Origin of the sequence: Hyphococcus flavus, from assembly GCF_028748065.1 — a bacterium.
GTDB classification, from domain to species: Bacteria; Pseudomonadota; Alphaproteobacteria; order Caulobacterales; family Parvularculaceae; genus Hyphococcus; species Hyphococcus flavus.
In genome coordinates this window covers 851368-864034 of record NZ_CP118166.1, presented here as the reverse complement: position 1 = coordinate 864034, position 12667 = coordinate 851368, and the positions used below count along the sequence as shown (strand labels likewise).

The following is a 12667-nucleotide window of genomic DNA, read 5'->3' as shown; positions in this document are numbered from 1 at the left end:
TGACCTTCATTTTACGGCTGTGATAGAATGGCCGTGCTTTATGAACGCAACTCAAACGCGACATACCGAACTGATCCGGCCGCGGCCTTCACGGCCGCTTATTTCCGTTGTTGTTCCGTGTTATAATGAAGAAGAGGCGGTCGGCGTCTTTTCTGCAGCGATAAGTGAAACACTCTCTGTTGCGGATTTCGGCTACGAAATCGTTTTTATTGATGATGGTTCCAGCGATAAAACGCGTGAAGCGCTCATCGCGCTTGCTCAGCATGAGCAAAAAGTTCGTGTAATCGCTTTGTCCCGCAATTTCGGCAAGGAAGCAGCGCTAACGGCGGGCCTCGACCATGCGCGCGGTGATGCTGTTGTGGTCATGGATGCTGATTTGCAAGATCCTCCGGCTCTTATCATGGCGTTTGTGGAAAAGTGGCGCGAGGGCTTCGATGTCGTCTACGGCGCTCGCGCGGACAGAGCGCGAGACACGTTCGCCAAGCGACTTTCCGCAGAAGGCTTTTATCGCTTTTTCAACCGGATTTCGAAAATCAAGCTTCCCGATGATGCCGGCGACTTCAGGCTAATGGATCGCCGTGTCGTAAAAGCGATCAAGTCGCTGCCGGAGCGTTCGAGGTTTATGAAAGGCCTGTTCGCCTGGGCTGGTTATTCAACGATCGGCGTTCCCTATGCACGGCCGGAACGCGCCGCCGGTGAAACAAAGTTCAGTTTTTGGCGGCTTTGGAACTTTGCTTTGGACGGCATCGTGAGTTTTTCAACGGCGCCGCTGCGTATATGGAGTTATGTGGGTGTTGTGATCGCACTGCTGTCGTTCGCCTATGCGTCGTTTATTATCTTGCGAACTTTGCTGACTGGCGTCGATGTGCCTGGTTATGCTTCTATTGTTGTGTTGATTTTATTTTTTGGCAGTGTGCAGCTTATTTCTGTTGGCGTTCTCGGCGAGTATATCGCTCGGCTATTTACAGAAGTGAAGCGCAGGCCGATCTATCTTGTTGATGAGGTTTACGATAATGAAGGCGAAAGCAGTCAATCGCATCAGGAAAGATACTCAGTAAAAAGCGCGTCATAACGTTTTGCTACTGACTTCAGATCAATTTCGTTCAGGAATGTCGAATAGGCGAGGTAGGACAAAAGATAACGCAAATCCTTCGCCCATGGCGGCAGGAATTTCGGTTCGGAGAGTAACCCGTTATCGCGCAGGAACTTCATAGCGTTCAGGTCTTCAAGATCAATTTTGCCAACGAACAACAGCCGAATGTAAGCGGCATCGCCCGTGCGAATTGCAGCGCGCAAATAATTATGAACCTCCAGCAAGCCTTGCAAGTAAATCGAATCCTTCGTGAATGGGCCACCGCCATTGACGAGACCACCTCTGACCACGCGGCGCGCGCTTTCAAAAGCTTCAAATGGCGCATCCGATTCATTTTGTTCGCGGAAAAAGCGATAGAGTTCGAGGAAATCAGCGCCTTCAGCAGACATGTTGATAGCGATAACGCGGTCCGCGAGCCGTTTAAACCGGCGCGGGTCAAGCGAGCCCGAAATAAACTCCGCAAAGACAGCTAGACCTTCCTGCGTGCGCGCGTTGCCCGGAAAAGCTTCACCGAGGACAGGGAAGTGCGGCTGTGCTGCTCCGTTCATGCCCGTCGCGATATGAACCAGCGCCTCGTGTTGCAATAATTGCGTTTCATCGACGTCTGAAAACTGCGCGTCTTCTCTCAGTTTGATGTAGTCACGACCGGCTGCCGCTTTGGCGGATACGTTGTGTGTAATATCAACACGCGGCGCGTTGTCGCCGAAGTGCTCTGGCAATTGCTCATCGAGCCGCGTTTTCAGATCTTGTGCGGATAGTGTTGCTGGTGACTCAAGGCGATTTGCAGGGGCTTCGAAATCCGTCAGCAATTGATCGAGCCTTAATGCGAGGTCTAACGCGGTCGATTTGCCATCAGCGATCGGCGATGTTGGTCCGCCATATAACGCACGCGAGTGGCCGTGAAACATGGGTGTTCCGGCTACGCTTAAAAGGATCGCGGTTTCCTCAGTCGTATCCGCGAAGCGCTTCAACCAACGATGCGCATCGCTATCGCCATCAATTTGCGCACGCGCCTGAAAGACAAGTTCGAGCGAAGGGTCGGGATCGATTTTCGCATATTCCGGCTTCGGCGGTTCGCGCTCGCCCATTTTAAAGAAGTCGTCCGCGAGTTTTCGGTCCCAGCTTATCGTTCGAAGCACGGGCAGGCGTGTTTCCGCCGTACGCAGCATTTCTGCGGCCGATTTCAGTCTTTCGAGTTCCTGTTCGCTGAATTCGGCCGGCATAATTCCTGTTTTCTCCTATTTATCAGTGGTTTACGAAAAAACCTCTGACGATTGAACCAAACCTCGTCCCGAACCGACTTAAGGGATGAATACCGTTAGAAACAAGCGGGATGAACCCATGAGCCGTCGGGCTGAACGCATATTTGATGAGTTTCTGGCTGCTTCAGCGCGAGCTGGTGATCGCGAGGCGTTTGGCAGACTTGCAAAGCGCTGGCAGCCAAAGCTTTTTGCGCACGCTTATCGTCTCATTGGCGAGCGCGAGGCCGCACGAGACATCGCTCAAGAAGTTTGGGCGGACATCATCAAAGGCTTGGGCGGGCTGGATGACGTTCGCGTGTTTCCAGCTTGGGCTTTTCGTATCGTCTCGCGTCGTGCGGCGGACATGGTTCGAAGAAGGCAACGAGAGCGAAAGTTGCAGGCCGAGTATGCAGAAGAAAATAAAAATAATTCGGCTGAAGCACCATCGATTGAAGAGCGCTCGAGTGATGCGCGTTTGCATGAAGCGATTAGTGCGTTGCCTCGAGAGCAGCGAGCAGCGGTAGCATTATTTTATCTTGAAGATTTGAGCGTTGCGGAAATCTCCGCGGCGCTCCGGGTTCCGGCGGGTACCGTTAAAACTCGCCTGATGCATGCGCGGCGCAAGTTGCGCGCTGCGTTGAAAGGAGAAGAAGATGGATGATCTCGATCGAAAAATTGAAGAAGCGCTGAACGCCGAGGATCGTGAAATTCTCTCACAGTTCGGTGAGCAGGGTATCTTCGGGCAAATCGGCAGCCTGTTTCAGGGCAAGCTTGGTTGGATATCAATGATTACTTTCATCGTGGCGACAGTGATGTTTGTCGTTGGTGCTTGGGCTGCATGGAAGTTCTATATGGCGAATGAAGTCGTAACGATGCTTAAGTGGGCCGGCCTTGCCTGGCTTGGGCTAATGACACAGATCATGATTAAGCTGTGGAGCTGGATGCGCATGGAATCAAATCGTGTCCTGCGCGAGGTCAAACGACTTGAATTACAGATCGCCCGTACGCAGCGATGATCAGAATGTCGCTGCGAAAAGTTCCTGGTTCGGGCCGAAGCCAGCACGCTTCATTCCGTCGGAATTCCAGGCAAACGAAACATCGCCGTCTCGTGAGACGGCGATGACCCCGCCGTCGCCGCCCAAACGTGCTACGTCCTTGATCAGCCCGGCTGTCGCCTGGTTAAGATCGGCGCCCTGGTATCGCACACGGCTCGCCACATCTTGTGCGCCGCCGGCGAGAATAAAATATTCGCCAAGCCCGGTGCAGGAGGCTGCGACGAATTCATCGGCCCATGTGCCCGAGCCGATTAGCGGCGTATCGCCGACACGGCCTTCCAATTTGCCGAAAACACCGCCGGTTGATGTCGCCGCCGCTAGCCTTCCGTCACTATCCAGCGCCACCGCGCCGACCGTCCCGTGTCCGAGTTCCGCCTTAGTCATTTCCTCCGGATCAATACCAACTGGTACGACGTAGTATGTTTCAGGATCGTCGATGAATTCAAAACCATGACGTGCACAGAAATTTTCCGCGCCGCGCCCGGCGAGCATGACATGCGGGGTTTCATCCATCACGGTTCGGGCTGCCTTGATCGGGCTTTTCAGATGTTTAACGGCTGCAATGGCGCCGGCCTTGCGGGCCATGGTTCCAGCTTCGCTTGCCATGATTGAAGCATCAAGCTCCGCATATCCGACCTTGTTCGGCGCTGCGCCCTTGCCGGCGATATAAAGTCCGGAAGCCTCCAGTTCAGTGACCAGTGTTTCGACTACGTCTATGGCTGGGGCGCCATCTTTCAGAAGGGATTCACCGCGGCTGGCAAGCTCAAGCAAATGTGCTTCCGCTTTTGAATAATCGCGTCCGGCGCGTGCGCCAGCGCCACCATGTATCGCCAGTGCGACGTTCGACTTCCTGGTCATTAGGTTTCCTAGTTCGCTGGTGTTTGCTGCATACTACCGTTTTGCGTCCAGTCTAGCCAACAGGAGGGAGAGCTTTTAAGAAACCTTGCAGTCAAAAAGACGGGAGATCTCAATGACGCGCCTTGCGCTCATCCGCCACGGACAAAGCCAGTGGAATTTGGAGAACCGGTTCACCGGCTGGGTGGACGTTGATTTGACGGAAAAAGGCCGCGCGGAAGCCCACAAAGCCGGAAGCTTGTTGAAAGATACCGGGATTGAGTTTTCCGCTTGCTTCACGTCCGTCCAGAAACGAGCCATTCGCACGCTTTGGATGGCGCTTGATGAAATGGACAGAATGTGGCTGCCGGTGACCCGGGCATGGCAGCTTAATGAGCGTCATTATGGCGGCCTTACGGGGCTTAACAAAGCCGAAACAGCGGAAAAACACGGCGCCGATCAGGTAAAGGTCTGGCGGCGCAGTTATGACATTCCTCCGCCGCCGCTTGAGAAAGGCGCAGCGTTCGATTTAAGCAAGGATTTGCGTTACATAAGCCTCGGCGTGGACGTGCCGGCGACTGAATCGCTAAAGCTTACGCTTGACCGCGTCCAACCATATTTTGAAGCGGAAATCGCACCGCGCATTGAGTCCGGAGAATCGTTGATTATCGCTGCACACGGAAACAGCTTGCGTGCGCTTGTGAAAATTCTGTTCGATGTTTCCAATGATGATATCGTCAATGTCGAAATACCGACAGGCAACCCGCTATTGATAGAAATGATGGACGGAACACTGAAGCCATCCTCGGCGCGTTATCTTGACGGCGAGCGGGCGACCGATTTGCCGCCCATCAAATAAGTCAATTCAAGCGTCTTCTAGGCGCGCGGCCATCTCGCTCACGCGGTGGGCGGCAGCATCGATCGCCCTGCTGGCGCCGCCGATCGTGTCGGGGTCCAGCGTGTCGCCCGCGCTTTCATAGTCCTCAGCGCTTTCTCGCGCCTCAAACAGTTCGTCGCAAACCGTTAGAGCGGCGAGCAGCATCAGCCTTTCATCGGTGATCTTGCCAAGATCATCCGCCATGACAGTAACGCGTTTGTCGAAATATTTTGCAATGCGCCTAAGCCGGTCTTCCTGGCCTTCTTCGCATGTGACTTTGTATTGGCGTCCATTGATGTTGATTTCAACCTGACTCATCGGAGCCTCGCTTTCTGTCTTCGTCGTCGGCGAGCATTGCTTTTATATCACTGATGGCGGCGGCGACACCGCGGCTGGCGTGGTCTGTCTGCTTTCGCGCGGCGACAGCCTGGCGTTTAGCGGCATCAATGGCGTCCTGACTCGCGGATAGATCCTCAAGCTTGTCGTCGAGCTTCGATTCGAGCGTTTCCAAAGCCTCAGCCAGATTGCGCACTGATTTTTCTAACAATGTCATGAGCGCTCCTTCAAAAGCCCGATTTGGCGGATCGCGTCAATTTGGCCTTCGCCGGTCTTTCTGTCCAGCGTGCCTCTTGCGGCCTTGACCGTTACACCGCCGCGATGCATGTACCCTCGCATTTTATCCGTCCAATCGGGGGTTCCCGCATGACCAACGCCGCATCGGCGCCCACTAGTTTTCCACAGATGGCGAACGCTATACGCGCCCTGTCGATGGACGCAGTTGAGCGAGCGAATTCCGGTCATCCCGGCATGCCTATGGGAATGGCTGATGTTGCGACAGTGTTGTTCACGCGATTTCTAAAATTTAATGCTGAACAACCTGATTGGCCCGATCGTGACCGTTTTGTCTTATCTGCCGGCCACGGGTCGATGCTGATTTATTCACTGGGCTATTTGCTGGGCTTTGACGGCATGTCGCTGGAAGAGCTGAAAAACTTTCGCCAGTTGGGCAGCAAAACGGCAGGCCATCCGGAATACGGTCACGCGCCAGCGGTAGAGACCACGACGGGACCACTGGGGCAGGGACTTGCCAATGCTGTTGGCATGGCGCTCGCCGAAGCGCACCTCAATGCCCGCTTTGGCGATGATCTGGTCGACCACCACACTTATGTAATTGCAGGTGATGGTTGTCTGATGGAAGGCGTTAGTCACGAGGCAATCGGTTTGGCGGGGCATTTAAAGCTTCGTAAGCTGATTGTATTATGGGACGATAACGAAATTTCCATCGATGGCCCGGTGTTGCTGTCGGATTCAACTGATCAACTCGCCCGATTTGCGGCGAGCGGTTGGGCGACAGCGCGTGTTGACGGTCACGACCCCGAAGCGGTGGCGGCGGCAATTGAGAAAGCGAAAACGTCAGATCGGCCAACCTTGATCGCCTGCAAAACTGTGATCGGCTATGGCGCCGCGAAAAAAGCCGGAACCAGTGCCGCACATGGCGCGCCATTAGGCGAGGAGGAAATTGCTGCTGCCCGAAAGGCGCTGGACTGGCCACATGCGCCTTTTGAAGTGCCGGAGGATGTTTTGGGTTCATGGCGCGCAGCCGGCGTCGCGGGCAAGGATGCCTATGCCGAATGGGACGAACGCGTCAGTGGGAGCGATCACTGTGAGGCGTTCAAGTCAGCTATGGCGGGTGACTATGCTGGCGCGTTGGCGGATGCGATCGGAGTCTACAAGAAGTCTCTTGTTGATGAGCCGCAAAAAGCAGCAACCCGTAAAGCGTCGGAATTGGCGCTCAACGTGATTAACGAGGTTGTTCCTGAAACTGTCGGCGGTTCGGCGGACCTGACGGGCTCTAATAACACCAAGACCAAGAATATCGATATTCTGTCTGCGGAAAATTACGCCGGTCGCTACATCTATTACGGCATCCGCGAGCATGGCATGGCGGCGGCCATGAACGGCATGGCGCTTCATGGCGGTGTCGTTCCTTATGGCGGTACTTTCCTCGTATTTACAGATTACTGCCGTCCATCGATTAGGCTGGCCGCGCTTATGGGCGTGCGTTCGGTCTTCGTGATGACGCATGACTCGATCGGGCTTGGCGAAGACGGGCCGACGCATCAGCCGGTCGAGCATCTTGCGAGCTTGCGCGCCATTCCGAATTTGAATGTCTATCGCCCCTGCGATGCTGTTGAAACAGCGGAGTGTTGGCAGATGGCGCTCAAGACCATCGCTACGCCTTCGGTCATTTCCCTGACCCGCCAGGGACTGGAGCAGGCGCGCCTCACGCAGAGCGATGACAATCTTTGTGCGCGTGGGGCTTACGTGATCTCTGGCGAGGGCGATTACGATGTCACGCTGCTCGCTTCTGGGTCTGAGGTTTCTCTAGCGCTGAAAGCGCGTGAGGCGCTGGCTAGTGATGGCGTGAAGGCGCGTGTCGTGTCCGCTCCGTGTTTTGAGCTTTTCGCCATGCAGCCGGAAAATTATCGTCTCGAAGTTTTGGGCGAGAAACCGCGCATAGGCGTTGAAGCGGCAATCCGTCAGGGGTGGGACCAGTTCCTGCGGCTCAAGGATTCATTTATCGGCATGTCGGGTTTTGGCGCTTCGGCGCCTGCCGGCGATTTATTCAAACATTTCGGCATCACGGCAGAGGCGATTACCGCCGAAGCCAAACGATTGATCGGTTAGGAGGACTTCAGAATGGCGATCAAAATCGCAATCAACGGCTTTGGACGGATCGGGCGCCTGGCGCTACGGTCAATTGTGGAGACGGGACGCAAGGGCGTCGATGTCGTCGCGATCAATGATCTCGGCCCGGTTGAGACCAATGCGCATCTCGTGCAATACGACTCGATCCATGGGCGTTTCCCGCATGAAGTGAAAGTCCGCAATGATACGATTGATGTAGGCCAAGGGCCGATTAAAGTCCTTGCGGAGCGCGATCCGAAAGCGCTGCCATGGGGCGATCTTGGTGTCGATATTGTTTTTGAATGCACAGGCATTTTTACGGCGCGTGAAAAGGCGGCAATGCATCTTGAAGCCGGCGCCAAGCGTGTTCTTGTTTCCGCGCCTGCGTCCGGTGCGGACAAAACGATCGTTTACGGCGTCAATCATGGGTCATTGACAGGTGACGATACTGTCGTCTCGAACGCCTCTTGCACGACCAACTGTCTGTCGCCGGTTGTGAAAGTGCTGCATGACGCCATCGGCATTGAGCGCGGTTATATGACGACGATCCACTCATATACCGGTGATCAGCCGACACTCGATACAATGCATAAGGACCTTTATCGGGCTCGTGCAGCGGCGATGAATATGATCCCGACATCGACTGGCGCAGCAAAAGCGGTGGGCCTAGTCTTGCCGGACCTCAACGGCAAACTTGCAGGTTCTTCAATCCGCGTGCCGACAGCGAATGTTTCCGTGGTTGATTTTGTTTTTACTCCAGGGCGCGACACAACGGTTGAGGAAGTCAATAACGCAATCATGGAAGCCGCCAATGGGAAGCTGAAAGGCGTTCTTGGCTACACAGATAAGCCGCTTGTTTCTTCAGACTTCAACCATGATCCGCACTCATCAATTTTTGCGCTTGATCAAACGCAAATTCTTGAGGGCAAGCTTGTGCGTATTCTCACGTGGTACGACAATGAGTGGGGCTTCTCCACGCGCATGACCGATACAGCGCTTGAAATGGCGCGGCATCTTTAAGAGGCAGGACTGATGGCGTCTTATCGCACTCTTGATGATCTGGAAGTGGCTGGAAAACGAATCCTTGTTCGCGTTGATTTCAACGTGCCGATGAAAGACGGTGAAGTCACCGATGCTACACGCATCGAACGGGCGTTGCCGACTATTCAGGAGCTATCGAAGAAAGGCGCTAAGGTTCTTCTTCTCTCACATTTCGGTCGACCAAAGGGAACGGCCGATCCTGAGATGTCGCTAAAGCCTGTCGCCAAGGCGCTTGAAAAACTCCTCGGCGGCAAGGTGGAATTTGCAGAGGACTGCATAGGCGATCTCGCCAAAAAAACCGTAAAAAACATGCTTGATGGCGATGTTGCGGTGCTGGAGAACACACGGTTTCATGCGGGCGAGGAAGCGAATGATCAGGCGTTTGCAAAAGCCTTAGCTGAAAATGGCGATGTCTACGTCAATGATGCTTTTTCAGCGGCGCATCGCGCGCACGCCTCAACAGAAGCGATTGCGCGATTGCTGCCCTCTGCGGCTGGTCGCGCTATGGAGCGTGAGCTTGACTACCTGAAGGCCGCCTTGTCCGAGCCTGTTCGTCCGATGATGGCGATTGTTGGCGGGGCGAAAGTCTCGACAAAGATCGAGTTGCTTCTCAATCTTGTTGGAAAGGCGAATATACTCGTGGTTGGCGGCGGCATGGCGAACACTTTTTTGTTCGCGACCGGAACAAGCGTGGGTAAATCCCTATGCGAACCGGACCTCGCCGACACCGCACGTGAAATAATTGCGCAGGCTAAAACTTCAGGCTGTGAAATTATTCTTCCTACTGACGTGGTTGTCGCCAAGGAATTCAAAGAGGGTGCAGATCGTGAAGTGGTTGCTGCCGACGCCGTGAAGGCTGACGACATGATTCTCGATCTCGGTCCGGAAACGGTCGACACAATCGCCGAGAAAATTGAAGGCGCAAAAACAGTTGTGTGGAACGGCCCGCTTGGCGCTTTTGAGATCAAGCCTTTTGATACGGCCACAGTTGAAGCGGCGCGTTTTGCGGCTAAACAGGTTCAGGATGCCGGGCTCGTTGCTGTCGCCGGCGGCGGCGATACGGTTGCGGCGCTTGCTGCGGCCAGCGTCGAGAATGATTTCACCTATGTTTCGACAGCAGGCGGTGCATTTCTTGAGTGGCTTGAGGGCAAAACGCTACCAGGCGTTGCTGCACTAGAAGCATCAGCCGGATAACTTGGCGGCGATTAACAGGTTGAGGAAAAGAACAAGATGACAGGATTAAAAACGACCGCGGATATGGAAAACCAGGTCGCCAACAAAGACGGCTTTATAGCCGCGCTCGATCAATCCGGCGGATCTACGCCGAAGGCGCTAAAACTTTATGGCGTTAGTGATGACGCCTGGTCAAACGATGAAGAAATGTTCGGCCTCATTCACCAGATGCGCGCTCGGATCATAAAATCACCGGCGTTTTCCGGTGATAAAATCATGGGCGCTATTCTTTTTGAACGTACGATGGATGGCGACATTGATGGCGTGCCAACGGCGCAGTATTTGCGTGAGGAATGTGGCGTCGTGCCGTTCCTGAAAGTTGACAAGGGTCTGGCGGATGAAAAAGACGGCGTCAAAATGATGAAGCCGATGCCTGATCTTGATGCGCTGCTTAAGCGTGCTGTTTCAAAAGGTATTTTTGGCACCAAGATGCGTTCTGTCATCGATTCGGCAAACGCGAAAGGCATTGCAGACGTTGTCGCGCAACAATTCGAAATCGGGAAGCAAATTCTGTCACATGGCCTCGTTCCGATAATCGAACCGGAAGTGACAATTTCGATCAGCGATAAAGCCGAAGCCGAAGACATTCTGCTCTCGGAAATAACAAAGCAGCTTGATAATCTTCCTGAGGGCAAGCAGGTGATGCTCAAGCTGACGCTGCCCACCAAGGCGAACCTTTATAAGCCTCTCGTCGATCACCCTAGCGTTATGCGCGTTGTTGCGCTTTCCGGCGGTTATTCGCGTGAGGATGCAAATGCCAAGCTGGCGCAGAACACTGGCATGACGGCGAGTTTCTCCCGCGCGCTGACTGAAGGCCTGTCAGCAGGGCAGAGCGATGGGGAATTTGACGCGATGCTGGCTTCGTCAATCAACAGCATTTTCGAGGCTTCTCGCGCCGGTTGAGCCTCTGGTGAGAAAGGTTTTCAAAAGCCCGGCTTTTGCCGGGCTTTTTTGTTTTTTCTCTTGAACTTTGCCTGCGGAAGCGCAACCTATCAATCAGGTAAACTAATCAGTGTAATGCTATCGCATAACATAGTGATTGATGAGGCTGATATGACACCGAAGCGAACAGCAACGCCCGAGGAAGTCGCACCGGAAGACATCGTCTGGATTAATGGATTCCCGACCCCGCCTGCGCTGCCGGTTCGGCCGTGGCATGCTTTCCTTTCTGTGTTGCGACTTGTTCGAAACAAAGAAGACACGCGGCAGGTGTTTGAGGTTGTCAGCGCTTTGTCAGGCGGCAGCAGCACAAAACTTTTCTCGCGCTTTTCCGCCAGCCCTTATGGCCGCCGTGTTGTCAGTGAGCCAATCAAACTTGAAAAGGTTCTTGGCGACAGAGAATATTTACGCACCTTTCCCGAAGCGAGCCTGGCGCGCGCTTATCTTGAGTTCATGGAAGGTGAAAATCTTACGCCTGACGGGTTGATAGACGCGGCGGAAGAGGCTGGCATCGATTTTCGCGGCGAAACCCAGTTCGAAGAATTCCGCAGACTTTTCCTGCATCTCGATGTCTGTCACGACCTTTGGCATGTTCTGACTGGGTATGGTCGCGATGCTCTGGGCGAGTTATGCAACCTCGTTTATACGCGCCACCAAACGAAAAATCCGGGCTTTAAATTGATTGTCGGCATCGGTCTGCTGGCGATCAAGGCGGAAAAACCATTTCAGCCATTTCAAGCAGCGATTGCCGAAGCGAAAAGCAATGCGAAACAATCCCGGTGGATTCTGGAATATGACGTCGAGGAACTTTTGATGCTGCCTCTCGCCGATGCGCGAGCGCGCCTTGGTATAACCGAGCCTGAGATTTACAATGCTATTCCCATGCAAGTGAAAGAAAATCTGCTCAAACCGAAACAGACGCAAACGCAAACCCAGAGAGAGCAGGCGCATGCGGTGCGTAAAGCGGCGTAATGCCCCTCGCAGCGTTGGCAAAGACCCGCTATAGACGGCCTCATGCGTCAGGATTGCCGTCTTTATTTAATTTCACCGCCGCGTATTGACGATCTCTCATCGTTTCGCGGCGCCTTTGCTGACGCCCTGTCTGGCGGCGATGTCGCCTGCATGCAGCTCAGAATGAAAACTTCAGAAGGCCCGGCAAGCGATGACGATGTGCTGTACGCAGCAGAGGCGTTGCTTCCGCTGGCGCGTGAGCACGATGTTGAGTTTTTGATCAATGACCGGCCAGACCTCGCCATCAAATGCGGCGCGGATGGCGTTCATGTGGGTCAGTCTGATGCGAGCTGCAAAAAAGCCCGGACGCTATTAGGCGATGACGCAACGATCGGCGTCACCTGTCATAATTCAAGACATCTCGCATTGGTGGCGGGCGAGGATGGCGCTGATTATGTCGCCTTCGGCGCTTTCTTTCCCACCACAACCAAGGAAGCCCCTACAAAAGCCGACCCAGCCTTGATTGAATGGTGGTCATTCGCGACAACAGTCCAATGCGTCGCAATAGGCGGCGTGACGCCCCAAAACTGCGGGCCGCTTGTGCGCGCCGGGGCTGATTTTCTCGCTGTGTCCTCAGCGGTTTGGGCGTGTAGGGACGGCCCCGCCTCGGCTGTCAAAGCATTCGAGAAAGCAATCAAAGAAGCTTGACGCCGCC

General features: G+C 54.3%; 14 protein-coding genes. 10 read left to right on the top strand and 4 right to left on the bottom strand.

Translation table 11 applies throughout. The features are described 5' to 3' along the window. Positions 1 to 40 precede the first annotated feature (40 nt). Entirely contained in the window at positions 41 to 1072 is a 1032-nt protein-coding gene (locus PUV54_RS04295) for a glycosyltransferase family 2 protein (RefSeq protein ID WP_274494334.1), read from the top strand. Here the strand turns inward: PUV54_RS04295 and PUV54_RS04290 are convergent. Beyond that, positions 1039 to 2316 carry a peptidase MATCAP family protein gene (locus tag PUV54_RS04290; RefSeq protein WP_274494333.1) on the bottom strand — a complete coding sequence of 426 codons (1278 nt, stop codon included), beginning with the start codon at positions 2314 to 2316 and terminating at the stop codon, positions 1039 to 1041. The two genes, PUV54_RS04295 and PUV54_RS04290, sit on opposite strands and share 34 nt — an antisense overlap. A 118-nt stretch (positions 2317 to 2434) precedes the next feature. Between PUV54_RS04290 and PUV54_RS04285 the strand changes: the two genes are divergently transcribed. Then, the gene (locus PUV54_RS04285) at positions 2435 to 2995 is read left to right on the top strand and encodes an RNA polymerase sigma factor (RefSeq protein ID WP_274494332.1); all 561 of its coding nucleotides are present in this window, start codon (positions 2435 to 2437) and stop codon (positions 2993 to 2995) included. Next, positions 2988 to 3350 (top strand): DUF6768 family protein, encoded by a 363-nt coding sequence (locus PUV54_RS04280; RefSeq protein ID WP_274494331.1) that lies wholly within the window; start codon positions 2988 to 2990, stop codon positions 3348 to 3350. The genes PUV54_RS04285 and PUV54_RS04280 overlap by 8 nt, the downstream gene beginning before the upstream one ends. Here PUV54_RS04280 and PUV54_RS04275 read toward each other — a convergent pair whose 3' ends face one another. Next, a complete protein-coding gene (locus PUV54_RS04275) occupies positions 3351 to 4247 on the bottom strand; it encodes an isoaspartyl peptidase/L-asparaginase family protein (RefSeq protein ID WP_274494330.1) in 897 nt (298 codons plus the stop codon). A gap of 112 nt (positions 4248 to 4359) precedes the next feature. On the opposite strand from PUV54_RS04275, the gene gpmA reads away from it, so the two are divergent. After that, positions 4360 to 5082: a 2,3-diphosphoglycerate-dependent phosphoglycerate mutase gene (gene gpmA, locus PUV54_RS04270; protein ID WP_274494329.1), complete on the top strand. Its 723-nt coding sequence runs from the start codon at positions 4360 to 4362 to the stop codon at positions 5080 to 5082. Between the two features lie 6 nt (positions 5083 to 5088). On the opposite strand, the gene PUV54_RS04265 is transcribed toward gpmA, so the two are convergent. Both PUV54_RS04265 and PUV54_RS04260 read right to left on the bottom strand, forming a co-directional pair. Beyond that, positions 5089 to 5418, bottom strand: coding sequence for a cell division protein ZapA (locus tag PUV54_RS04265; protein ID WP_274494328.1), 330 nt, complete (start codon positions 5416 to 5418; stop codon positions 5089 to 5091). Further along, positions 5405 to 5653 (bottom strand): hypothetical protein, encoded by a 249-nt coding sequence (locus PUV54_RS04260; protein WP_274494327.1) that lies wholly within the window; start codon positions 5651 to 5653, stop codon positions 5405 to 5407. Before PUV54_RS04260 ends, PUV54_RS04265 begins: the two co-directional genes overlap by 14 nt. A gap of 149 nt (positions 5654 to 5802) precedes the next feature. On the opposite strand from PUV54_RS04260, the gene tkt reads away from it, so the two are divergent. The 6 genes from tkt to thiE all read left to right on the top strand — a co-directional run bounded on the left by tkt (position 5803) and on the right by thiE (position 12660). After that, positions 5803 to 7788 carry a transketolase gene (gene tkt, locus PUV54_RS04255; protein WP_274494326.1) on the top strand — a complete coding sequence of 662 codons (1986 nt, stop codon included), beginning with the start codon at positions 5803 to 5805 and terminating at the stop codon, positions 7786 to 7788. A 12-nt stretch (positions 7789 to 7800) separates the two neighbouring features. Beyond that, positions 7801 to 8808, top strand: a complete 1008-nt coding sequence (gene gap, locus PUV54_RS04250) for a type I glyceraldehyde-3-phosphate dehydrogenase (protein ID WP_274494325.1) — start codon at positions 7801 to 7803, stop codon at positions 8806 to 8808. A gap of 12 nt (positions 8809 to 8820) precedes the next feature. Then, entirely contained in the window at positions 8821 to 10023 is a 1203-nt protein-coding gene (locus tag PUV54_RS04245) for a phosphoglycerate kinase (RefSeq protein ID WP_274494324.1), read from the top strand. Between the two features lie 36 nt (positions 10024 to 10059). Continuing rightward, a complete protein-coding gene (locus tag PUV54_RS04240) occupies positions 10060 to 10965 on the top strand; it encodes a fructose bisphosphate aldolase (RefSeq protein WP_274494323.1) in 906 nt (301 codons plus the stop codon). A 150-nt stretch (positions 10966 to 11115) separates the two neighbouring features. Further along, positions 11116 to 11973 carry a Coq4 family protein gene (locus PUV54_RS04235; protein ID WP_274494322.1) on the top strand — a complete coding sequence of 286 codons (858 nt, stop codon included), beginning with the start codon at positions 11116 to 11118 and terminating at the stop codon, positions 11971 to 11973. Between the two features lie 42 nt (positions 11974 to 12015). Continuing rightward, positions 12016 to 12660, top strand: coding sequence for a thiamine phosphate synthase (thiE, locus tag PUV54_RS04230; protein WP_274494321.1), 645 nt, complete (start codon positions 12016 to 12018; stop codon positions 12658 to 12660). Positions 12661 to 12667 lie beyond the last annotated feature (7 nt).

Bases quoted from the DNA above. Each gene is read 5' to 3' on its own strand.
- PUV54_RS04295 (WP_274494334.1), top strand. From the start codon at position 41: ATGAACGCAACTCAAACGCGACATACCGAACTGATCCGGCCGCGGCCT.
- gap (WP_274494325.1), top strand. From the start codon at position 7,801: ATGGCGATCAAAATCGCAATCAACGGCTTTGGACGGATCGGGCGCCTG.
- PUV54_RS04275 (WP_274494330.1), bottom strand. From the start codon at position 4,247: ATGACCAGGAAGTCGAACGTCGCACTGGCGATACATGGTGGCGCTGGC.
- gpmA (WP_274494329.1), top strand. From the start codon at position 4,360: ATGACGCGCCTTGCGCTCATCCGCCACGGACAAAGCCAGTGGAATTTG.
- thiE (WP_274494321.1), top strand. From the start codon at position 12,016: ATGCGTCAGGATTGCCGTCTTTATTTAATTTCACCGCCGCGTATTGAC.
- PUV54_RS04245 (WP_274494324.1), top strand. From the start codon at position 8,821: ATGGCGTCTTATCGCACTCTTGATGATCTGGAAGTGGCTGGAAAACGA.
- PUV54_RS04240 (WP_274494323.1), top strand. From the start codon at position 10,060: ATGACAGGATTAAAAACGACCGCGGATATGGAAAACCAGGTCGCCAAC.
- PUV54_RS04260 (WP_274494327.1), bottom strand. From the start codon at position 5,653: ATGACATTGTTAGAAAAATCAGTGCGCAATCTGGCTGAGGCTTTGGAA.
- PUV54_RS04235 (WP_274494322.1), top strand. From the start codon at position 11,116: ATGACACCGAAGCGAACAGCAACGCCCGAGGAAGTCGCACCGGAAGAC.
- tkt (WP_274494326.1), top strand. From the start codon at position 5,803: ATGACCAACGCCGCATCGGCGCCCACTAGTTTTCCACAGATGGCGAAC.
- PUV54_RS04280 (WP_274494331.1), top strand. From the start codon at position 2,988: ATGGATGATCTCGATCGAAAAATTGAAGAAGCGCTGAACGCCGAGGAT.
- PUV54_RS04285 (WP_274494332.1), top strand. From the start codon at position 2,435: ATGAGCCGTCGGGCTGAACGCATATTTGATGAGTTTCTGGCTGCTTCA.
- PUV54_RS04290 (WP_274494333.1), bottom strand. From the start codon at position 2,316: ATGCCGGCCGAATTCAGCGAACAGGAACTCGAAAGACTGAAATCGGCC.
- PUV54_RS04265 (WP_274494328.1), bottom strand. From the start codon at position 5,418: ATGAGTCAGGTTGAAATCAACATCAATGGACGCCAATACAAAGTCACA.